19 protein-coding genes are annotated in these 18,469 nt (G+C 71.1%); 12 read left to right on the top strand and 7 right to left on the bottom strand.

Going from position 1 to position 18,469, the window contains the following annotated elements; genetic code table 11:
• Positions 1 to 10: 10 nt before the first annotated feature.
• From ABUW04_RS15205 to ABUW04_RS15215, 3 genes are all read right to left on the bottom strand, one after another.
• Entirely contained in the window at positions 11 to 991 is a 981-nt protein-coding gene (locus ABUW04_RS15205) for a hypothetical protein (RefSeq protein ID WP_380565113.1), read from the bottom strand.
• A complete protein-coding gene (locus tag ABUW04_RS15210; RefSeq protein WP_380565115.1) occupies positions 985 to 1,596 on the bottom strand; it encodes a hypothetical protein in 612 nt (203 codons plus the stop codon). The genes ABUW04_RS15205 and ABUW04_RS15210 overlap by 7 nt, the downstream gene beginning before the upstream one ends.
• Positions 1,597 to 1,706: 110 nt before the next feature.
• A complete protein-coding gene (locus tag ABUW04_RS15215; RefSeq protein ID WP_380565116.1) occupies positions 1,707 to 2,489 on the bottom strand; it encodes a hypothetical protein in 783 nt (260 codons plus the stop codon).
• Between the two features lie 95 nt (positions 2,490 to 2,584).
• Between ABUW04_RS15215 and ABUW04_RS15220 the strand changes: the two genes are divergently transcribed.
• The 4 genes from ABUW04_RS15220 (at position 2,585) to ABUW04_RS15235 (ending at position 5,349) form a co-directional block, all read left to right on the top strand.
• The gene (locus tag ABUW04_RS15220) at positions 2,585 to 3,028 is read left to right on the top strand and encodes a pyridoxamine 5'-phosphate oxidase family protein (RefSeq protein ID WP_051726007.1); all 444 of its coding nucleotides are present in this window, start codon (positions 2,585 to 2,587) and stop codon (positions 3,026 to 3,028) included.
• A gap of 55 nt (positions 3,029 to 3,083) precedes the next feature.
• Positions 3,084 to 3,539: a MaoC family dehydratase gene (locus ABUW04_RS15225; protein WP_380565118.1), complete on the top strand. Its 456-nt coding sequence runs from the start codon at positions 3,084 to 3,086 to the stop codon at positions 3,537 to 3,539.
• A gap of 103 nt (positions 3,540 to 3,642) precedes the next feature.
• Complete coding sequence (locus ABUW04_RS15230; RefSeq protein WP_380565120.1) at positions 3,643 to 4,809, top strand: MBL fold metallo-hydrolase; 1,167 nt, start codon at positions 3,643 to 3,645, stop codon at positions 4,807 to 4,809.
• Positions 4,810 to 4,857: 48 nt separating this feature from the next.
• Positions 4,858 to 5,349, top strand: a complete 492-nt coding sequence (locus ABUW04_RS15235; protein WP_380565121.1) for an SRPBCC family protein — start codon at positions 4,858 to 4,860, stop codon at positions 5,347 to 5,349.
• On the opposite strand, the gene ABUW04_RS15240 is transcribed toward ABUW04_RS15235, so the two are convergent.
• On the bottom strand, positions 5,346 to 6,587 hold the full coding sequence (locus tag ABUW04_RS15240; protein ID WP_030259559.1) for an acyl-CoA dehydrogenase family protein: 1,242 nt from the start codon (positions 6,585 to 6,587) through the stop codon (positions 5,346 to 5,348). The genes ABUW04_RS15235 and ABUW04_RS15240 overlap by 4 nt on opposite strands.
• 115 nt (positions 6,588 to 6,702) lie before the next feature.
• On the opposite strand from ABUW04_RS15240, the gene ABUW04_RS15245 reads away from it, so the two are divergent.
• Positions 6,703 to 7,305 carry a TetR family transcriptional regulator gene (locus ABUW04_RS15245; protein WP_030259557.1) on the top strand — a complete coding sequence of 201 codons (603 nt, stop codon included), beginning with the start codon at positions 6,703 to 6,705 and terminating at the stop codon, positions 7,303 to 7,305.
• Positions 7,306 to 7,372: 67 nt separating this feature from the next.
• Here the strand turns inward: ABUW04_RS15245 and def are convergent, their stop codons facing one another.
• Positions 7,373 to 7,924, bottom strand: a complete 552-nt coding sequence (gene def / locus ABUW04_RS15250) for a peptide deformylase (RefSeq protein WP_380565123.1) — start codon at positions 7,922 to 7,924, stop codon at positions 7,373 to 7,375.
• 91 nt (positions 7,925 to 8,015) lie between these two features.
• Here def and ABUW04_RS15255 point away from each other — a divergent pair, with 91 nt between their 5' ends.
• The 5 genes from ABUW04_RS15255 (at position 8,016) to ABUW04_RS15275 (ending at position 13,523) form a co-directional block, all read left to right on the top strand.
• On the top strand, positions 8,016 to 9,272 hold the full coding sequence (locus tag ABUW04_RS15255; protein WP_030259553.1) for a MurT ligase domain-containing protein: 1,257 nt from the start codon (positions 8,016 to 8,018) through the stop codon (positions 9,270 to 9,272).
• Between the two features lie 19 nt (positions 9,273 to 9,291).
• Positions 9,292 to 10,023 (top strand): type 1 glutamine amidotransferase, encoded by a 732-nt coding sequence (locus tag ABUW04_RS15260; RefSeq protein WP_030259550.1) that lies wholly within the window; start codon positions 9,292 to 9,294, stop codon positions 10,021 to 10,023.
• A gap of 336 nt (positions 10,024 to 10,359) precedes the next feature.
• Positions 10,360 to 11,385: a 6-phosphofructokinase gene (locus tag ABUW04_RS15265; RefSeq protein WP_030259547.1), complete on the top strand. Its 1,026-nt coding sequence runs from the start codon at positions 10,360 to 10,362 to the stop codon at positions 11,383 to 11,385.
• A gap of 71 nt (positions 11,386 to 11,456) precedes the next feature.
• Positions 11,457 to 12,458 (top strand): 2-hydroxyacid dehydrogenase, encoded by a 1,002-nt coding sequence (locus ABUW04_RS15270; RefSeq protein ID WP_380565125.1) that lies wholly within the window; start codon positions 11,457 to 11,459, stop codon positions 12,456 to 12,458.
• Between the two features lie 105 nt (positions 12,459 to 12,563).
• Positions 12,564 to 13,523, top strand: coding sequence for a cytochrome c oxidase assembly protein (locus ABUW04_RS15275; RefSeq protein ID WP_380565126.1), 960 nt, complete (start codon positions 12,564 to 12,566; stop codon positions 13,521 to 13,523).
• Here ABUW04_RS15275 and ABUW04_RS15280 read toward each other — a convergent pair.
• Positions 13,490 to 14,236: a TetR/AcrR family transcriptional regulator gene (locus tag ABUW04_RS15280; RefSeq protein WP_051726003.1), complete on the bottom strand. Its 747-nt coding sequence runs from the start codon at positions 14,234 to 14,236 to the stop codon at positions 13,490 to 13,492. The genes ABUW04_RS15275 and ABUW04_RS15280 overlap by 34 nt on opposite strands.
• Positions 14,237 to 14,387: 151 nt before the next feature.
• Between ABUW04_RS15280 and ABUW04_RS15285 the strand changes: the two genes are divergently transcribed.
• Positions 14,388 to 15,872, top strand: a complete 1,485-nt coding sequence (locus ABUW04_RS15285; RefSeq protein ID WP_380565127.1) for an MFS transporter — start codon at positions 14,388 to 14,390, stop codon at positions 15,870 to 15,872.
• A 94-nt stretch (positions 15,873 to 15,966) separates the two neighbouring features.
• On the opposite strand, the gene ABUW04_RS15290 is transcribed toward ABUW04_RS15285, so the two are convergent.
• Entirely contained in the window at positions 15,967 to 16,773 is an 807-nt protein-coding gene (locus tag ABUW04_RS15290; RefSeq protein ID WP_380565128.1) for an HAD family acid phosphatase, read from the bottom strand.
• 303 nt (positions 16,774 to 17,076) lie between these two features.
• On the opposite strand from ABUW04_RS15290, the gene ABUW04_RS15295 reads away from it, so the two are divergent.
• Positions 17,077 to 18,444, top strand: a complete 1,368-nt coding sequence (locus ABUW04_RS15295; RefSeq protein WP_380565130.1) for a histidine-type phosphatase — start codon at positions 17,077 to 17,079, stop codon at positions 18,442 to 18,444.
• Positions 18,445 to 18,469: the final 25 nt, after the last annotated feature.

The following is an 18,469-nucleotide window of genomic DNA, read 5'->3' on the forward strand; positions in this document are numbered from 1 at the left end:
CGGTCGCCTCTCAGGAGTTGTTCGTCGGCTGGTTGAGTACCTGGAGCTCTTCGACTCTCAGGGTGGTCGCGACTCCGGCGACGGAGTCCACGTCGAGTTCTCCGCCGACGCCTACGGATGAGGTCCATCGGGCGTGCCAACCGACTGTCGCGGTGATGGCGTAGCGCTCTCCGGGCTGGTTCGCGGAAGGCTGGTGGTAGGTGTATCCGCATTGGGGGGAGGCGCTGTCGCCGTCCGACGGCGCGTAGGAGACACCCGGTGCATCGGCGGAGCACTGCGCGAGTCCGCCGTCGCCCATGTCCCAGGTGATCCCGGTGGACCACACCGTCAAGGTCACGGTGAGCGCGCCGTCCGTCTCGACCTTGGTGATTCCGTGGTCGGGGCCCGGGCCGGCCCAGGCGTTGCCCCCGGTGTCGATCCACAGCCAGATCGGAGCCCCCACCAGTGCGGTCCCGCCGGGCGCGGTGTGCACGACCGGGGTGCCGAGGTGGATCGCGTCGCGTGCCCTGAGGGCCAGCGCGGCGGGGGTCACCGCAGCGGCCGGGGGGCCGCCCGCGATGAAGACCTCGACGGTGTCGCCTCCGGCCTGGTTGGGGCAGGTCTGCAGGTAGAAGGCGCCGTCGGCCGGCCCCTTGCCCGCCCAGAGCGGGTCGTTGGCAGGCGGCTGCGGCTGGGCCTCCATGTAGTAGCAGCCGTTGGCGGGATCCAGTGCGCCGTACTGGTTGCTGCAGTCGACCGGCTTGCCGCCGTAGTAGCAGGCGTTCGCGCCACCCCCTCCCCCGCCGCCACCGCTGGTGGAGCCGGCCGACGGAAGTGTGCTGGCGCCTACGCAGACATAGTTGATCGCGCACGGTCCAGTGGTGTCCGCGGCCGCACGCGGGCTGTGCAGCCACAGCGGCGAGGAGAGTGCCAGCACCAGTGCCACCAGCAGTGCTGCCCAGCGCCGGTGACGGACCGTCGGCGGCTGCGGCCGGTGCCCGGCCCTCAGCACGACTGCCCCGTGTTCTCGTGGACGTCGGAGATCATCCAGACACCCCCCACTGTTCGAGCCGTCGCGGTCACCCGGTACCGGGTCAACCGATGTGCTGGATCGCGCAGCTGACGCGTCTTCTGGTCGATCTGGTGCCAGCCGGTGATGTCCAGGCAGTCCTGGACGGTGGCGCTCTGCACCCCGCTGGACGGAGCGACGGTGCCGATTTCAGTCACGCTCGGATTGCTGCGGGGCGCGCCGGACATCAACAGCCCGGCCCGGTTCAGCCGTTGGGAGTCCGTGTACGCGCCGCTCAGTGCGGCTCCGATGGAGTACGTCTGCAAACCGCTGCCGGTGACCGTTCCGCTGTCCAGAGCCTTGACCTGCGCCGTCCAGAAGCCCGCGTAGGCGCGCAGCACCAGGACCCCGGTGATACTGCTGGGCAGCACCGAAGGCGCCGCCTGCACGGAGACCCCCGCCGAGGGTGCCGGGGCCGCGGTCTGCGGGGCACTCGGCAGCGTCTGCACGGTGCCGCCCGCCGAGCAGGCGGTGAGACCCAGCGCGGCGGACGCAGCGGCAGCGGCGATCGCGGCACCACACCGCAACGCCCCACCCATGTGTCGCATTGATGCCCCCTCGCCGCGTACTCCCCAGGTGGCGATGAATCAGCACACTATTACTCGTTTGCTGTCATGTCCTGAGTGTGGCTGATTTTCTCGTTAACGAAATGTGCACGTCAATCACTTCCGTACGGCTGTTCCCCAGTGGTCTCCCGCAGTACCCCCCGTAGCACCGCACGGTTGCGCAGCAGCAACCTGGACGCCGCCGGGGGACCCAGCCAGCGCGAGCCGGGGGTGTCCCTGGCCTCCAGGGTGCTGTGCAGCGCCGCCGGATCGAGGACCGCGGGCTGGCCAGGCAGCCCCTCGCGCACCGCCTGGTCCAACAGCGCGGAGAAGCCCCCGGCCGTTGCCGTCACCGCACCCACCCCGGTCACCGCGCCGGGAGCCCCGGAGCGGCCCCAGCGCGGCGGCGCGTACGGCTGCAGCCGGCCCCAGAGCCTGACGCCGACCGCGTCGAAGGAGGCGCTCGCCCAGGCCTCGGCCCCGACGACCGCGTCGACCACCAGCAGCGACTCCCCCCGGGCCGCCCCCGCTCCGTGCGCCAGCGCACTGACCACCCAGTCCCAGGCAAGACCGCGGCCGTGCGCGTTGTCCCGCCCGCTGCCCGCGGTCACCAGCACCGGACGCCGCCGGCGGACGTCCCAGGTGAACTGACCGCCCAGATAGACGACCAGCAGCCTGCTGTCCCGCTCCACGGCCTCCTTGACCGCGGTGAGCAGCATGTTCGCGTCCGCGTCCGGCGGAGCCGCGGTGACCTGGCAGCGCCCCGCCCCCGCGTCGAACATCGCCCCCGTCACCACCTGCGCGAACAGCCCGCCCCCTGCGGCCGCCCCGATCGATCCCGCGAAGGCACGTTCCTCGGGGCACTCCGCCCCCAGCAGCACCAACTCCACCACCATGCCCACAGCCCCCCATCAACGGATGCCCCTTTCCCACTCTTTGCCGGGACTATGTGCCCTACCCCCGACGAGTTTCCGACAGCAGACTCGAAGGCATGGACCCGATCGACCTCCCCGAGAGCACGCAGACCACGCTCAGCGCCGACGAAAGCCTGCGCCTGCTCGCGCGCGGCTCCCTCGGCTCGCTCGGCCGCATCGTCTACACCCGGCACGCCCTGCCGGTGGTACTGCCGGTCAGCTTCGCCCTGGACTTCTCCGGCACGCTGATCGTCTCCACCCCCGGCGGCAGCAGCCTGGCCGCCGACCTGGACGGCGCCGTCGTCGCGCTCCAGGTCGACAGCGCTGATCAGGACGCCGACCGCAAGGACTCCGAGCCGGACCCGCTGGGCGCGGTCTCGGTGATGGTGCACGGCACCGCCCGGGCCACCAAGGACGGCACCGGGCTGCGTCTGGTGCCCGAGCTGATCAGCGGCCTGCGGCTGGAGTGGGCGGCGGAACAGGCGCAGCAGGCGGAACCGACGGGGTCGGCGGACAAGTGACCCGCCAGTAGCTGTAGCCTCCACCCAACACCGGATGTGCAGGAGGAGTGTCAGCATGGCTACGTTCGCATCGCTCGCCGATTTCACCGCGGCCGTCGGCACCGAGCTCGGCAGCAGCGAGTGGCTCACCGTCGACCAGGACCGGATCAACCTCTTCGCCGAGGCGACCGGCGACCACCAGTGGATCCATGTCGACCCCGAGCGCGCCGCGGCGGGCCCCTTCGGCACCACCATCGCGCACGGCTACCTGACCCTGTCGCTGATCCCGGCGCTGGTCAAGGAGTGCTACAGCATCGAGGGCGGCCTCCGGATGGCCGTCAACTACGGCTCGGACAAGGTCCGCTTCCCGGCACCGGTCCCGGTCGGCTCCACCATCCGGGCGACCGCCGAACTGGTGTCCGTCACCGAGGTGGCCGGCGGGGTCCAGGCCCTGGTGCGGGTGACCATCAGCAACAAGGACGGCGGCAAGCCGCACTGCGTCGCCGACACCATCACCCGCTTCTACGTCTGACGCCGGCTCAGCCGGGGCCGAGCCGGAAACAACTGCCGAGCCGCGCCGGCGGCCCGCAGGTACGCTTCCCGGGAATCATGGTTTCCTCGTCCTAGGAGGCGCTGTGCCCGGAACCGGCCCCTGGGCCCGCATCACCGATCTACGTCCCGCAGCGTTCGGCGCGGAGCCCACCGGAGAGCGCCTGGCGCGGATCCGCCGCTCCCCCAACTTCGTGGACGGCGCCTTCCGCAACCCGGTCCCGACCCGCCGGCTGGCCTCCGGGGCCTTCCCGGGCGCCCTGCGCGAGGGGCTGGCCAAGAAGCGGACCCGCCCGGCCGAGGCCGTCCCGGTGCACCGGCTCACCCCGGCCGAGCTGGCCGTGCCGCCCGCGAGCGGGCTGCGGCTCACCTGGATGGGGCACGCCACGGTGCTCGCCGAGATCGGCGGGCGGCGGGTGCTGTTCGACCCGGTCTGGGGCGAGCGCTGCTCCCCCTTCTCCGGGTTCGGACCGCGCCGGCTGCACCCCAACCCGATCCCGCTGCCCGAGCTGGGCCCGATCGACGTGGTCGTGGTCTCGCACGACCACTACGACCATCTGGACATGGCCGCGATCCGGGCGCTGGTCCGGGCCGGCGCGGACTTCGCCGTCCCGCTGGGGGTGGGCGCGCACCTGGAGCACTGGGGCGTGTCGGCGGACCGGATCACCGAGCTCGACTGGAACGAGTCGGCGCGGATCGCCGGGCTCACCCTCACCGCGACCCCGGCCCGGCACTACTGCAGCCGCGGGCCGCGGACCAGCCGCCACCAGCTGTGGGCCTCCTGGGTGGTCCAGGGCGGCGAGCACCGGGTCTTCCACAGCGGTGACACCGGCTACTTCCCCGGCTTCGCCGCGATCGGGGCCCAGTACGGCCCCTTCGACGCCACCATGGTCCAGGTCGGCGCCTACAGCGAGTTCTGGCCCGAGGTCCACATGACCCCGGAGGAGGGCGTCCGCGCCCACGGCGACCTGACCGGCGAGAGCGGCTCGGTGCTGCTGCCGATCCACTGGTGCACCTTCGACCTGGCGCCGCACGCCTGGGAGGAGCCGGTCGAGCGCACCCTCGCGGCCGCCGCGCCGCTGGGGCACACGGTGGCCACCCCGCGCCCCGGCGAGCCCTTCGAGCCGGCCGCGGGCACCGTGTTCCGCCCCTGGTGGCGCGCGGTCGCCGCGCCGCTGGACGGGGCCGGGGCGGAGACCGGGACCAGCCGCACCTCGACCGGCTCCGCGGAGCCCGAAGGCGTCCCGGCCTGAGACGGCGTCAGCCAGGGGGTCTCGTCACCGAAGGAGTCAGGTCAGCCCATGAGCGCATCCGAGTTCGTCTACCAGATCTACATCCGGACCACGCCGGCCCACCTCTACCAGGCACTGACCGACGCCGAGGCGGCCCAGCAGTACTTCGGCGGCTGGGGGCCGAAGTCCGACTGGCAGGTCGGCTCCCCGGTGCTCTGGAAGATGGGTCCCGACGGGGACTACCAGGACCTGGACCAGCACGTCATCGCCGCCGAACCCGGCCGCACACTCGCCTACAGCTGGCACCGGGTGCTGCCGATGCACCGTGAACTCTTCGCCTCGGAGCAGGAGTTCGAGGCGGCCCACACCGAGAAGTCACAGGTCCGCTTCGACATCGAACCGGCCGAGGTCCCCGCGCTCGGCGTCCGGCTGACGCTGACCCACGACGGCTTCGACACCCCGGAGAGCACCATGCTGGCGGGGATCAGCAGTGGCTGGGTGATGATCCTCTCCTCGCTCAAGACCATGCTGGAGGACGCCGAACGCAGCTCCCGCGACTAGCGGATCGGCAGCCCCGACAGGGTCCGCGCGATGACCAGGCGCTGGATCTCGCTGGTGCCCTCGAAGATGGTGAAGATGGCGCTGTCGCGGTGCATCCGCTCGACCGGGTACTCGCGGGTGAATCCGTTGCCGCCGAGGATCTGGATGGCCTGGGCGGTGACCCACTTGGCCGTCTCGCCCGCGTAGAGCTTGGACATCGAGCCCTCGGCCGAGGTGAACGGCTTGTTGTTGCTCGCCATCCAGGAGGCGCGCCAGACCAGCAGCCGGGCGGCGTCGATACGGGTGCGCATGTCGGCGAGGGCGAAGGCGATGCCCTGGTTGTCGATGATCGGACGGCCGAACTGCTCACGGGTCTTGGCGTAGTCCAGCGCCACCTCGTAGGCGGCCCTGGCCACGCCCACGGCCTGGGCGCCGACGGCCGGGCGGGAGGCCTCGAAGGTGGCCATCGCGGCGTTCTTCACCTTCTCGGTGCGCTCGCCGCGGGCCGCGGCGGCGGCGCGTTCGCGAGCCCGGGCCAGCCGCTCGTCCAGCTTGTCCTTGCCGCCGAGCAGGCAGTCGCCGGGGATCCGGACGTTGTCCAGCACCACCTCGGCGGTGTGCGAGGCGCGGATGCCGTGCTTCTTGAACTTCTGACCCTGGCTCAGCCCGGGGGTGTTCGGCGGGACCACGAACGATGCCTGGCCGCGGGCGCCCAGCGCGGGGTCGACCGAGGCGACCACGACGTGGACGTGGGCGATGCCGCCGTTGGTGGCCCAGGTCTTGGTGCCGTTGAGCACCCACTCGTCCTTGGCCTCGTCGTAGACCGCGCGGGTGCGCATCGCCGCGACGTCCGAGCCGGCGTCCGGCTCGGAGGAGCAGAACGCGGCGACCTTGACGTCGTCCGGGGTGCCGAACATCTGCGGGGCCCACAGCCCGACCTGCTCCGGCGTCCCGTTGGCGACCACGCCGATCGCGGCCAGGCCGCTGCCTACCAGGGACAGGCCTATGCCGGCGTCGCCCCAGAACAGTTCCTCCATGGCGATCGGGATGCCGAGGCCGGTGGGGTCGAAGGACTGGGTGGCGAAGAAGTCCAGCGAGTAGATGCCGACCTTGGCGGCCTCCTGGATGACCGGCCAGGGCGTCTCCTCGCGCTCGTCCCACTCGGCGGCGGCCGGACGGATCACATCGGCGGCGAAGCCGTGCAGCCAGTCGCGGACGGCGATCTGGTCGTCGTTCAGGTCGAGGGTGAAGTTGGACATGATGCGTTGCTCCCGGGCAGGTCGGGCGTGGTTTTCATACGTTTTGGGCCGAGCTGGTGTTACCTTCGGTAACTGACTGCCCAGTCTGTTACCGACGAGTAAGGAATGTCAAGGAATGCCGACCGCCGACCGCCGCAGCGAACTCCTGGACGCCGCCGACCGCGTGGTGCGCCGGGACGGGCCCCGGGCCAGCATGAACACCATCGCCGCGGAGGCCGGGATCACCAAGCCGATCCTGTACCGGCACTTCGGCGACAAGAACGGGCTCTACCGGGCCCTGGCCGAGCGGCACACCGCGGGGCTGCTGGAGGCGGTGCGGGCGGCACTGGCGCTACCGCTGGAGCGGCGGGACCGGGTCGAGGCGGTCATCGACACCTACCTCGCGGCGATCGAGGCACGGCCGCAGGTGTACCGCTTCCTGGTGCACCCCGACCCGGCGGCGGACGGGCTGTCGCCGGCCGGACCGCTGGCGCCGGCGCTGCGGATGATCGCGGACGAGCTGACCCTGGCGGTGCGGGAGCAGGTGGATCTCGGGCCGGACAGCGGGGTGCTGGCCGCGGCGTGGGGGCAGGCGATCACCGGGATGGTGCTGGCGGGGGGTGACTGGTGGCTGGAGACCCGGCCGTTTCCGCGGGAGCGGATGGTGCAGACCTTGGCGGACCTGTTGTGGGGGCGGCTCGCTGCGGCGGGTGAACGTCCGACGGCGGGGAGCCACTGAATACGTTTGTGACGGTTTGTTCAGTTCTCTACCCAGGGGCGTGGTTCTCGCGCAGTTCCCCGCGCCCCTAAAGACTGTGGTACCAGTCGGCGCGGTTGGTTTCGCGTTGGGCGCGGAGCCGGCGCAGGCCGGTGAGGCGGTCCAGGAAGACGGTGCCGTCGAGGTGGTCGGTCTCGTGTTGGAGGCAGCGGGCGAAGAAGCCGGTGCCCTCGAGTTCGAGGTCCGCGCCGGTGAGGTCCTGACCCTGGACCAGGGCGCGGTCCCAGCGCGGGGTCCCGGCCCGCAGGCCGGGGAGCGAGAGGCAGCCCTCCTCGCCGCGGACCTCCACGCCGTCGGCCTCGACCAGGACCGGGTTGACCAGGTGTCCCAGATGGCGGACATCGTCGTCGTCCGGGCAGTCGAAGACGAACACCCGCAGACCCACCCCGATCTGATTGGCCGCCAGGCCCACACCGTCCGCCGCGTACATGGTGGCGAAGAGGTCTTCGACCAGCCGTTCGAGCTGGTCGTCGAAGGTGGTGACGGTGGCACAGGGGGTGCGCAGCACCGGCTCGGCCCAGGGAATGACGGGGTGCACGGTGCCGTTGCTGCCGGGGATGCGGGGACGCGTTCGAGCCATGAGCAGGAGCCTAGGCGTGATGCTGCTGCTTGGCGGAATCGGCCTTGCCGGTAGGCTGAGCGCGTCTGTACACAGGAGGAGAGCGACCACGATGCCAGCGAACCCCGAGCCGGCCGGGCCCTCGGCCACGCTGCCCCCGCGCGCCAAGCTCGCCGTGACGGCGGGCAAGGTCGCCGCTGCGGTCTCGCGTACGGCCGGACGCGGCAGCGGTTCCGTGATCGGTGGGAAGGTCGCCCTGCGGCTCGACCCCGACCTGCTGCGCAGCCTGGCCGAGAACCTGGACGTGGTGCTGGTCTCCGCCACCAACGGCAAGACCACCACGACCCGGCTGATCGCCGAGGCGCTGAAGGCGGCCGGGCCCGTGGTGTCCAACGCGCTGGGCGCCAACATGCCGGCCGGGATCACCTCGGCGCTGGCCGACGGCAGCGACGCCCGCTTCGGTGTGATCGAGGTCGACGAGAAGTACCTGGTCGGCGTCGCCAAGGACACCGCCCCCAAGGCGATCGCACTGCTCAACCTGTCCCGGGACCAGCTGGACCGGTCCTCGGAGACCCGGATGCTCGCGGAGCGGTGGCGCGAGGGCCTGCAGGGCAGCGAGGCCGTGATCATCGCCAACGCCGACGACCCGCTGGTCACCTGGGCGGCGTCCTCCTGCCGCAAGGTGGTCTGGGTGGCCGCCGGGCAGGCCTACCGCGAGGACGCCTGGTCCTGCCCGAGCTGCGGCGGCGTGATGCAGCGGCCGGGCGAGGACTGGTTCTGCCCGTCCTGCGGCTTCCGCCGCCCGCAGCCGCACTGGGCGCTGCAGGGCGAGCACGTGGTCGACCCGCAGGGGCAGGGCTGGCTGATCCAGCTGCAGCTGCCGGGCCGGGCCAACCTCTCCAACGCGACCAGCTCCGCCGCGGTGGCCGCGGTCTTCGGGGTGCACCCGCAGATCGCGCTGCAGCGGATGCAGGCGGTCCAGGCGGTGGCCGGGCGCTACGAGTCGGTGCAGTTCGGCGGCCGCGAGGTGCGGCTGCTGCTGGCGAAGAACCCGGCCGGCTGGCTGGAGACCTTCACCCTGATCGACCAGCCGCCCGCGCCGGTGGTGCTCTCGGTGAACGCGCTGTCGGCCGACGGCACCGACACCTCCTGGCTGTGGGACGTCGACTACGAGCGGCTGGTCGGCCACCCGGTGTTCGTGATGGGTCAGCGCAAGCTGGACCTGGCGGTCCGGCTGGAGGTCGCCGGGGTGCACTTCCAGGTGGTCGAGACGCTGGCGCAGGCCGTCGCCGCGGCGCCGCCCGGACGCATCGAGGCCATCGCCAACTACACCGCGTTCCAGCAGCTGCGCCGCGACGTGCGCGGCTGACGAAGAGGAATCGACTGCCATGAGCGAGAGCGCACTGCGCCTGGTCTGGGTCTACCCGGACCTGCTGAGCACCTACGGCGACCGCGGCAACGTCCTGGTCGTGGAGCGGCGGGCCCGCCAGCGCGGCTTGGAGGTCGCCCGGATCGACGTGCGGTCCGACCAGCCGATCCCGACCAGCGGGGACATCTACCTGCTGGGCGGCGGCGAGGACCGTCCGCAGCGGCTGGCCGGTGAGCGGCTCCGGGCCGACCCGGGGCTGGGCCGGGCGGTGGAGAACGGCGCGATCGTGCTGGGCGTCTGCGCCGGCTACCAGATCATGGGCCACGAGTTCATCGACGACATGGGCCAGCGCACCCCGGGCCTCGGCCTGCTGGACGTGTGGAGCACCCGCGGCGAGGGCGCCCGCAATGTCGGCGACATCCTGGCCGAGCCCGACCCCCGGCTCGGTCTGCCCACCCTGACCGGTTTCGAGAACCACCAGGGCGTCACCCACCTGGGCCAAGGGGTCTCCCCGCTGGCCCGGGTCACCGTCGGCGGCGGCAACGGCACCGGCGACGGAACCGAGGGAGCCTGGCGGGACACCGTCTTCGGCACCTACCTGCACGGTCCGATCCTCGCCCGCAACCCGGGCGTGGCGGATCTGCTGATCAAGCTGGCGCTGGACGTCAGCGCCCTGCCGCCGGCCGACAACACCTGGTACGAAGCGCTGCGCGCCGAGCGCATCGCGGCCGTCCAGCAGCCGGCCCAGTAGCAGGGGAAGCGAAGAGTCCGGCGATTCCGCAGTCGCCGGTGCAGCAGCAGCTGCGTGCCGCCCGTCAGGGTGCAGGGCCGCACCCGTCAGGGGCGTGCGGCGCGCAGAGCAGGACCCTCCCCGCGCGGGACGGCGAAGGAGCCGACCCGCGTCCGCTCCAGCCTGGCCGGAGGCTGGTGGGCGGTATCATCTCGATGGGGTAAATAGTCCGATTTGCCACACCTTCATACAGGTGAAACGTTCACGTTGATCCCGCGTGGGCCGACCCCTGTACGGTGGCGGGTTGTCGGGCGCTGAAGTCCGGTCGTTCCGGTTCTGCTCGGGAGTTGTAAAGCGATGCGTATTGGTGTGCTGACCAGCGGCGGAGACTGCCCCGGTCTGAACGCCGTGATCCGCTCCGTGGTCCACCGCGGCGTGGTCGACCACGGCGACGAGATCATCGGCTTCGAGGACGGCTGGAAGGGCCTGCTGGAGGGCCAGCACCGCGAGCTGACCCTGGACTCCGTCAGCGGCATCCTGGCCCAGGGCGGGACCATCCTCGGCTCGACCCGGGTGCAGCCCAGCCATCTGCGCGACGGCGTCGCCCGGGCGAAGGCCTACTGCGAGGAGATCGGCCTCGACGGCATCATCCCGATCGGCGGCGAGGGCACCCTCAAGGCGGCCCGGCTGCTGTCCGACGGCGGGCTGCCGATCGTGGGCGTGCCCAAGACCATCGACAACGACATCGCCTGCACCGATGTCACCTTCGGCTTCGACACCGCGGTCTCGGTGGCCACCGAGGCGCTGGACCGGCTGAAGACCACCGCCGAGTCGCACCAGCGGGTCATGGTGGTGGAGCTGATGGGCCGCCACACCGGCTGGATCGCGCTGCACGCGGGGATGGCGGCGGGCGCGCACGCCATCATCGTGCCCGAGCGCCCCTTCAACATCGACCGGGTCACCGCGGTGGTGCGCGAGCGCTTCGAGCGCGGCAAGAAGTTCGCCATCGTGGTCTGCGCCGAGGGCGCCAAGCCGGAGCCGGGCACCATGCACTGGGAGGAGGGCAGCGTGGACATCTACGGCCACGAGCGCTTCACCGGTGTCGCCACCCAGCTGTCCATGGAGCTGGAGCACCGGCTGGGCAAGGAGGCCAAGCCGGTGATCCTCGGCCACGTCCAGCGCGGCGGCACCCCCACCGCCTACGACCGGGTGCTGGCCACCCGCTTCGGCTGGCACGCCGTCGAGGCCGTGCACAAGGGCGCCTTCGGGCACATCACCGCGCTGCAGGGGACCCAGATCAACCTGGTGCCGCTGGCGGAGGCGGTCGCCGACCTGAAGACCGTCCCGGCGGAGCGCTACGCCGAGGCCGAGACCGTCATCTGACGCACCGCCGCACCGCCTCGAGGGCCCCCGTCCGGAATGCCGGACGGGGGCCCTCCGCTTAGCGTGGCCCCATGGAGATCCTTGCCTACGGCGTGCAGGCCGACGAGAAGCCGCTGATCGAGAAGGCCTTCGCGGGCCGCCACCCGGTGCACTGCCTGGAGGTCTTCCTCAACGCCGACACCGCCCCGCTGGCGGCCGGCCACGAGGTGATCAGCACCAGCGTCAACGCCAGCCTGGACGCCTCAGCACTGCGGATCCTGGCCGCCGGCGGGACCAGGATGATCGCCCAGCGGTCCACCGGCTTCAACAACATCGACCTGGCCGTCGCCGCCGACCTGGGCCTGACCGTCGCCAGAGTCTCCTACTACTCCCCCTACTCGGTCGCCGAGTTCGCCTGGACCCTGGCCATGGCGGTGAACCGGCGGATCACCCGGGCGGCGCTGCGGACCCGGGAGTTCGACTTCCGACTGGACGGCCTGATGGGCCGGGACATCCACGGGATGACCGTCGGCGTGATCGGCACCGGCAAGATCGGCGAGTGCTTCAGCCGGATCGCCCACGGCTTCGGCACCACCCTGCTGGGCTGGGACATCGCCAAGAACCCGGCCTGCGTCGAGCTGGGCATGGACTACGTCCCGATGGAGCAGCTGCTGGCCCGCTCCGACCTGATCAGCCTGCACGTCCCGCTGCTGCCGGACACCCACCACCTGATCGACGACAGCGCGCTGGCCCGGATGAAGCCCGACGCACTGCTGATCAACTCCAGCCGCGGCGGGCTGGTCGACACCGCCGCCCTGGTCGAGTCGCTGCGCTCGGGCCACCTCGGCGGGGTGGGGCTGGACGTGTACGAGGAGGAGACCGGGCTGTTCTTCTTCGACCGCTCGCTGGAGGTGGTCACCGACGACACCCTGGCCCGGCTGATGACCTTCCCCCAGGTCCTGGTCACCTCGCACCAGGCCTACTTCACCCGGACGGCGGTCTCCCAGATCATCGACACCACGCTGGCCAACGTCGAGGACTTCCTGGCCGGGCGCACCAGCGAGAACACCCTGATCCCGCGCGCTGAGGGTTAGTCAGCACGGGGGGCGGGTCCGAGGGACAAAAGGGACAGTCCTACCCTGGTCGGGTAGCACAGCGGCTTGCGGTTGTGCGCCACGACCAGGAAAGCAGGACAGCAGATGGGCGACATGCCGGGAATGCCGGGCATGGGGCACGACCTCCCGCCGCTGACCCTCGGCCGGGCACTGGCCCTCGACCCGTCCGCGGACTGGCCCTTCGTGGTCGGCTGCGCGCTGATGCTGGGTCTGTACCTGGCCGGGGTGGTGCGGTTGCGCCGCCGCGGCGACAGCTGGCCGCTGGGCCGCACCATCGCCTGGGTGCTGGGCACGCTCACCGTCGCCTTGGTCACCTGCACCCGGCTGGACGCCTACGGGATGCAGCTGCTGAGCGCGCACATGCTGCAGCACATGGTGCTCTCCATGCTGTCGCCGATCATCCTGCTGCTGGGCGCGCCGATCACGCTGGCGCTGCGGGCGCTGCCCGCGGCCAAGGGGCCGCTCTCGCCGCGCGACCTGCTGGTGTCGCTGCTGCACTCGCGCTACGTGAAGGTGGTCTCGCACCCGGCCTTCACCATCCCGCTGTTCATCGCCAGCCTCTACGGGCTCTACTTCACCCCGCTGTTCGACTTCCTGATGCGCTCCCAGGCCGGGCACACCCTGATGATGGTCCACTTCCTGGGCGTGGGGCTGCTGTTCTTCTGGCCGATCATGGGCGTCGACCCGGGGCCGCACCGCCCCGGGCACCTGATGCGGATGCTGGAGCTCTTCATCGGCATGCCGTTCCACGCCTTCTTCGGCGTGGCCGTGATGATGGCCTCCGGGCTGATGGTGACCTCGTACGCGCACCCGATGGCCTCGCTGCACGTGGACCCGCTCACCGACCAGCACCTGGCCGGCGGGCTCGCCTGGGCGTTCAGCGAGATCCCGACCTTCATCGTGCTGATCGCGCTGACCTTCCAGTGGGCCAAGTCGGAGGAGCGGGTCTCGCGCCGCAAGGACCGCACCGCGGACCGCGACGGCGACGCCGAGCTGAACGCCTACAACGCCTACCTGGCCTCGCTGGAGCGGCGCTCGGCCTGACGCTCGGCCTGAGCGGCCATCCCGGAGAGGATGACGTCCAGGCCGAAGTCGAACCGCTCGTCGCCCACGCTCCGGGTCAGCTCGGGGATCATCGAGAGCAGCTCCGGATAGCGATCCCGGGGCAGTGAGGCGAAGTAGGTCCGGATGCTGTCCATGTACTCCTCCTCGTGGGAGGGGCGGGTCTCCGACGCGGCGCGCTGGCTCTGCTCGAAGGCGGAGGAGACCACGTACAGCGCCAGCAGGTCGACCCCGTAGGCGACCACCTGGTCGGGCAGGCCGCCGGCCCGCAGCAGGGCGACCAGCGTCTCGGCCGCGTCGAGCTGGTGCGGCAGCGTGGGGATGTTGGCGACCAGGTTGGCCTTGGACAGGTCGCTGTGCGCGAGCATGTTGTTCTTGGACTGCCGCAGGAAGTCCTTGACCTGCTGCTGCCACTGCGCCGGGTCGGGCTCCGGGTGCACCAGGTCCGCGGCGACCCGGTCCAGCAGCAGCTCCACCAGCTGCTCCTTGCCGCCGACGTGCGCGTAGAGCGAGGCCGGCCCGGTGTTCAGCTCCTGGGCGATGCGCCGCATGCTCAGCGCGTCCAGGCCCTCGGCGTCGACGATGCCGAGGGCGACCTCGACGATCGCCTCCCGGCTGAGCGAGCGGCGCCTGGTGGCGCGCTGGTCCACGTCCTCCCAGACGCCCGGCCGGCCGTGCCTCGCACCTGCGGTCATCCGGAACTCCTCACCTGCACGCTGATCGGTTGTCTCTCGCCCTGAGCTTAGTTGACACGAACGGTGTTCGCTAGTAGAACGGTGTTCGCCAAAGGAACACTGTTCGTCCAATCGAACGGTGTTCGCGCCACTGTCTCGTCCAGGGGGACCCATGACCGCCGACTCGTCCACCAGCACCGGCACCACCGCACCGGCCGAACCCGAACCCGAACCCGGTCCGCTGCCACCCGGCTACCGCTGGCGCTGGTGGATCCTCGGCACCGTCCTGGTCGCCGAGGTGATGGACCTGCTCGACACCACCATCGTCAGCATCGCCTCCCCCGCCATCCAGCGGGACTTCGGCGGCGGCACCTCCCAGATCCAGTGGATCAGCGCCGCCTACACCCTCACCTTCGCGGTGCTGCTGATCACCGGCGCCAGGCTCGGCGACCTGGTCGGCCGCAAGCGGATGTTCCTGATCGGGACCGCCGGCTTCACCTTCTTCTCCGCGCTGTGCGCGGTGGCCTCCGGCTCCGGGATGCTGATCGGCTCACGGGCCGCGCAGGGCGCCTTCGCGGCGATGATGATCCCTCAGGGGCTCGGCATCATGCGCGAGGTGTTCCCGCCCAAGGAGGTCGGCGGCGCCTTCGCCGCCTTCGGCCCGGTGATGGGGCTGTCCTCAGTGATCGGCCCGATCCTCGGCGGCTTCCTGGTCACCGCCGACCTGCTGGGCACCGGCTGGCGGATGATCTTCCTGATCAACATCCCGCTGGGGATCGCCGCCCTGGTCCTGGGCTCCCGGATGTTCCCGAGGAACACCCGCACCCCCGGCGCGACCCGGCTGGACCTGCCCGGCGTGCTCCTGCTCAGCGCGGCCTTCCTGCTGCTGGTCTACCCGCTGGTGCAGGGCCGCGACCTGGGCTGGCCAGCCTGGACCTACCTCTCTATGGCCGCCTCGGTGCCGCTGCTCGCGGTCTTCGCCCTCTACCAGCGCCGGGTCCGGGCCGGCGGCGGCTCACCGCTGGTCGAGCCCGGCCTGTTCCGCAACCGCGCCTTCACCTCGGCGCTCGGCGTGGGCATCTTCTTCTTCGCCGCGATGTCCGGACTGATGCTCACGCTGACCCTGGCGATGCAGCTCGGCCAGGGCTGGACCGCGATGCACGCCGGAGCCACGATGATCCCGCTCTCGCTCGGCATCGCCGTCGGGGCCGGGCTGTCCGGGGCGGTGCTCGGGCCCCGGTACGGGCGCCGGGTGCTGCACGCCGGCATGGCCGTGATGACGGTCGGCGTGCTCGGCCTGTGGGCCTCGTACGCCCACTGGGGCCTGCAGATCAGCAGTTGGGACCTGATCGCCGGGCTCGCGGTCACCGGTCTGGGCATGGGGCTGCTGATGGCGCCGTTCTTTGACATCGCCCTGGCCGGGGTCACCGACCAGCAGGCGGGTTCGGCCGCCGGCGTCCTCAACGCCGTGCAGCAGCTGGGCGGTTCGATCGGCGTCGCGGCGCTGGGCACCGGCTTCTTCAGCTGGGCCGCGAGCAGCGGCTTCGTCCACGCCACCGGCTGGACCCTCGGCCTGACCGCGGCGGGACTGGTGGTCTCGGCGGCGCTCGGCTTCGGACTGCCCAGGATGGCCCGGCCGGAGCCGGCCGGGCACTGACCGGCGCCCCGCCTGCAACGGACGGCGCCGCCCGGGTCCACCAGGACCGGGGCGGCGCCTTCGTCCGTGCTCAGAGCATCAGGGCGTCAGAGCATCAGGGCAGGTAGTACATCGGGTTGGGGATCTTGTAGGTCTGGTCCGAGGAGCCACCGGAGAGGTCGCTGTACTGGTCCCCGAAGTTGGCCACGATGTCGTAGCCCAGGCTCTCGATGTAGGCCCGGGTCTGCGACTTGTACTGGATCGTGGTGCAGGCCGGGGTCCCGCCGGTCGCGGTGGAGCAGCCGGAGATGTACGACGGCGTCGTGACCTTGTTCTTGAGGAAGAAGTTCGACGTGGTCGCGGCCGGGAAGCCGACGGCGGCGAGGTTGGCGGCGGAGGCGTCCCGCTGCGTCTCGGGGCGGCCGGTGATGTAGAAGACCTTGTAGCCCTGCTTCTCCGCCCAGGTCGCCAGGGTGTTCATGCCGAAGACGGCTGGCATGGTCTTGGTGGCGATGTAGTTGGCGTTGCTGGTGGCGTTGTAGACGAAGGTCGTCTCGATCTCGTAGTTGTACGTCGACAGCGAGGTGTCGTCGACGTCCAGGACGATGGCCTTCTTGCCGGAGCGGTCGTGCTTGATCTTGTCGGCGAGGTACTTCTCGGCCTTGGCCTCGATGCCGCCGACCTGGATCGCGTAGTTGCTGGACGGGGAGGCCCAGTGCTCGCCGTTGGCGTCCACGGTGTCGCCGTAGTACGCCTCGATGTTCGCGACCTCGGTGGTCATGTTGGTGATCTGCTTGTCGGTCCTCGGCGCCGAGGTGTCGGCGATGGCGAACCCGCCGCCGGCGACGACCGCTCCGCCCACCACACCGACCGCGAGGGTCACCAGGGTCTTCGAGTGTCTGTTCAACACGCTTGCGCGCATGTAGGGCCGCTCCTTCTGCCGCTGTTGAGGTGGAAGTGACGGTAGGGGCCGCAAGGGGGCTGGTCAAGGGGTGTCTATGCGCATCGTCTACGCGCGATGAATCGTTAACCGGACGGAAATTGACGGATCATCGTCGAACCTCCGGTTCGGCCCTGGTCAGCGTGGTGTGTTCATCTCCGGATCACCTGGGCCACGGCCGCGCGACAGTCCGGGTTCGGCAACGGCTGTGAGGGTGCGGGGGGTTCCGGCCGTCCGGCCAGGCTCCGGTTCACCCCGCCTCCCCGCTCCGAAGGACCGCTCCCCATGAAGCGCAGCGTCGCCTGCAGCACCGCACTCGCCGTGACCCTGGCCGTCGCCGCCGTCACCCTCGGCGCAGGCAGCGCCTCGGCCCAGGGCCTGGGCACGGGCCACGCCGCGCCGTCCCGGCAGCACAACTACACCACCAAGACGCCGTACGCCCCGCAGGAGAGCCTGAGCCGCTACCAGTCCGCACCGCGTGGCTTCACCCCGGTCTTCACCGAGAACGTGGCCCGGCACGGCTCGCGGGCGATGACCGACAGCAGCGACGGGGACGCGGTGCTGGCGGTGCTCGCGAGCGCGCAGGCCCAGGGCGCGCTGACCCGGCTCGGCGCCCGGCTGGCGCCGCAGGTGCAGTCGCTGCTCGCCGGCGCCTCCGCGATCGGCTACGGCAACCTCTCCGGACGGGGCGTGCAGGAGCAGCAGCAGACCGCACTGCGGATGGAGCAGCGGCTCCCCTCGCTGTTCGCCACCATCGTCGCCGAGAAGGAGCCGATCGAGGTCGAGACCTCGGGCGTGGCCCGCGCCATCGCCAGCGCCAATGCCTTCACCAGCGGCCTGACCAGCGGCGATCCCGCGCTGGCCGGCCTGATCCAGGCACCGGTCACCAACAAGGACCTGCTGTACTTCCACAAGCAGCCGCAGAACGCCGACTACCAGGCCTACCTGGCGAGCGACCCGGAACTGGCCGCGGTGATCGCCGAGATCGACGGCGAGCCCGGCACCGCCAGGGCCGCCGCCGACGTCGTCTCACGGCTGTTCAGCAAGGACTTCGCGGCCGCGATGTCCGCCGACGACCGGACCTCCTTCTCCCGTTCGCTGTACGAGCTCTACAGCGCCGCACCCGACCTGGCGGTGGAGGCCCCGGGCGTCGACCTCGACGCCTTCCTGCCCGCCGCGGACGCCGACTGGTTCGCCTACCTCGACGACGCCGAGGAGTTCTACCAGAAGGGCCCGGCCTTCCAGGGGCGCACCATCACCTACGACATGGCGAACGTCCTGCTGGACGACCTGTTCACGCAGGTCGAGGACAAGGCCGACGGCAGCAGCGACAAGGGCGCGGTGCTGCGCTTCACCCACGCCGAGGAGATCGAGCCGCTGGCCGTGCTGCTGGGCCTGCCCGGCAGCACCAAGGCCGCGTCGGCGACCCTGGAGCACCCCTACAGCTACGGCGACAACCCCTGGCGCGGCGCGACCGTCGCCCCGATGGCGGCGAACGTGCAGTGGGACCTGTACCGCAAGGGCAGCCAGTACCTGGTCCGGATGCTCTACAACGAGAAGGAGACGGCGTTCAAGCCGTCCTGCAAGCCGGTGGCCAGGGGCAGCTACTTCTACGACCTGAACGAGCTGGAGAGCTGTTTCGATCGCGGCTGACCGGGGCCGGGGCCCGATGGCCGAT

Origin of the sequence: Streptacidiphilus jeojiensis (genome assembly GCF_042510965.1) — a bacterium.
Classification (GTDB): Bacteria; Actinomycetota; Actinomycetes; order Streptomycetales; family Streptomycetaceae; genus Streptacidiphilus; species Streptacidiphilus jeojiensis.

Coding starts and splice junctions, on each gene's coding strand:
- ABUW04_RS15210 (WP_380565115.1), bottom strand. CDS start 1,596: ATGCGACACATGGGTGGGGCGTTGCGGTGTGGTGCCGCGATCGCCGCT.
- ABUW04_RS15215 (WP_380565116.1), bottom strand. CDS start 2,489: ATGGTGGTGGAGTTGGTGCTGCTGGGGGCGGAGTGCCCCGAGGAACGT.
- ABUW04_RS15220 (WP_051726007.1), top strand. CDS start 2,585: ATGGACCCGATCGACCTCCCCGAGAGCACGCAGACCACGCTCAGCGCC.
- ABUW04_RS15225 (WP_380565118.1), top strand. CDS start 3,084: ATGGCTACGTTCGCATCGCTCGCCGATTTCACCGCGGCCGTCGGCACC.
- ABUW04_RS15235 (WP_380565121.1), top strand. CDS start 4,858: ATGAGCGCATCCGAGTTCGTCTACCAGATCTACATCCGGACCACGCCG.
- ABUW04_RS15240 (WP_030259559.1), bottom strand. CDS start 6,587: ATGTCCAACTTCACCCTCGACCTGAACGACGACCAGATCGCCGTCCGC.
- ABUW04_RS15245 (WP_030259557.1), top strand. CDS start 6,703: ATGCCGACCGCCGACCGCCGCAGCGAACTCCTGGACGCCGCCGACCGC.
- def (WP_380565123.1), bottom strand. CDS start 7,924: ATGGCTCGAACGCGTCCCCGCATCCCCGGCAGCAACGGCACCGTGCAC.
- ABUW04_RS15255 (WP_030259553.1), top strand. CDS start 8,016: ATGCCAGCGAACCCCGAGCCGGCCGGGCCCTCGGCCACGCTGCCCCCG.
- ABUW04_RS15260 (WP_030259550.1), top strand. CDS start 9,292: ATGAGCGAGAGCGCACTGCGCCTGGTCTGGGTCTACCCGGACCTGCTG.
- ABUW04_RS15265 (WP_030259547.1), top strand. CDS start 10,360: ATGCGTATTGGTGTGCTGACCAGCGGCGGAGACTGCCCCGGTCTGAAC.
- ABUW04_RS15270 (WP_380565125.1), top strand. CDS start 11,457: ATGGAGATCCTTGCCTACGGCGTGCAGGCCGACGAGAAGCCGCTGATC.
- ABUW04_RS15275 (WP_380565126.1), top strand. CDS start 12,564: ATGGGCGACATGCCGGGAATGCCGGGCATGGGGCACGACCTCCCGCCG.
- ABUW04_RS15280 (WP_051726003.1), bottom strand. CDS start 14,236: ATGACCGCAGGTGCGAGGCACGGCCGGCCGGGCGTCTGGGAGGACGTG.
- ABUW04_RS15285 (WP_380565127.1), top strand. CDS start 14,388: ATGACCGCCGACTCGTCCACCAGCACCGGCACCACCGCACCGGCCGAA.
- ABUW04_RS15290 (WP_380565128.1), bottom strand. CDS start 16,773: ATGCGCGCAAGCGTGTTGAACAGACACTCGAAGACCCTGGTGACCCTC.
- ABUW04_RS15295 (WP_380565130.1), top strand. CDS start 17,077: ATGAAGCGCAGCGTCGCCTGCAGCACCGCACTCGCCGTGACCCTGGCC.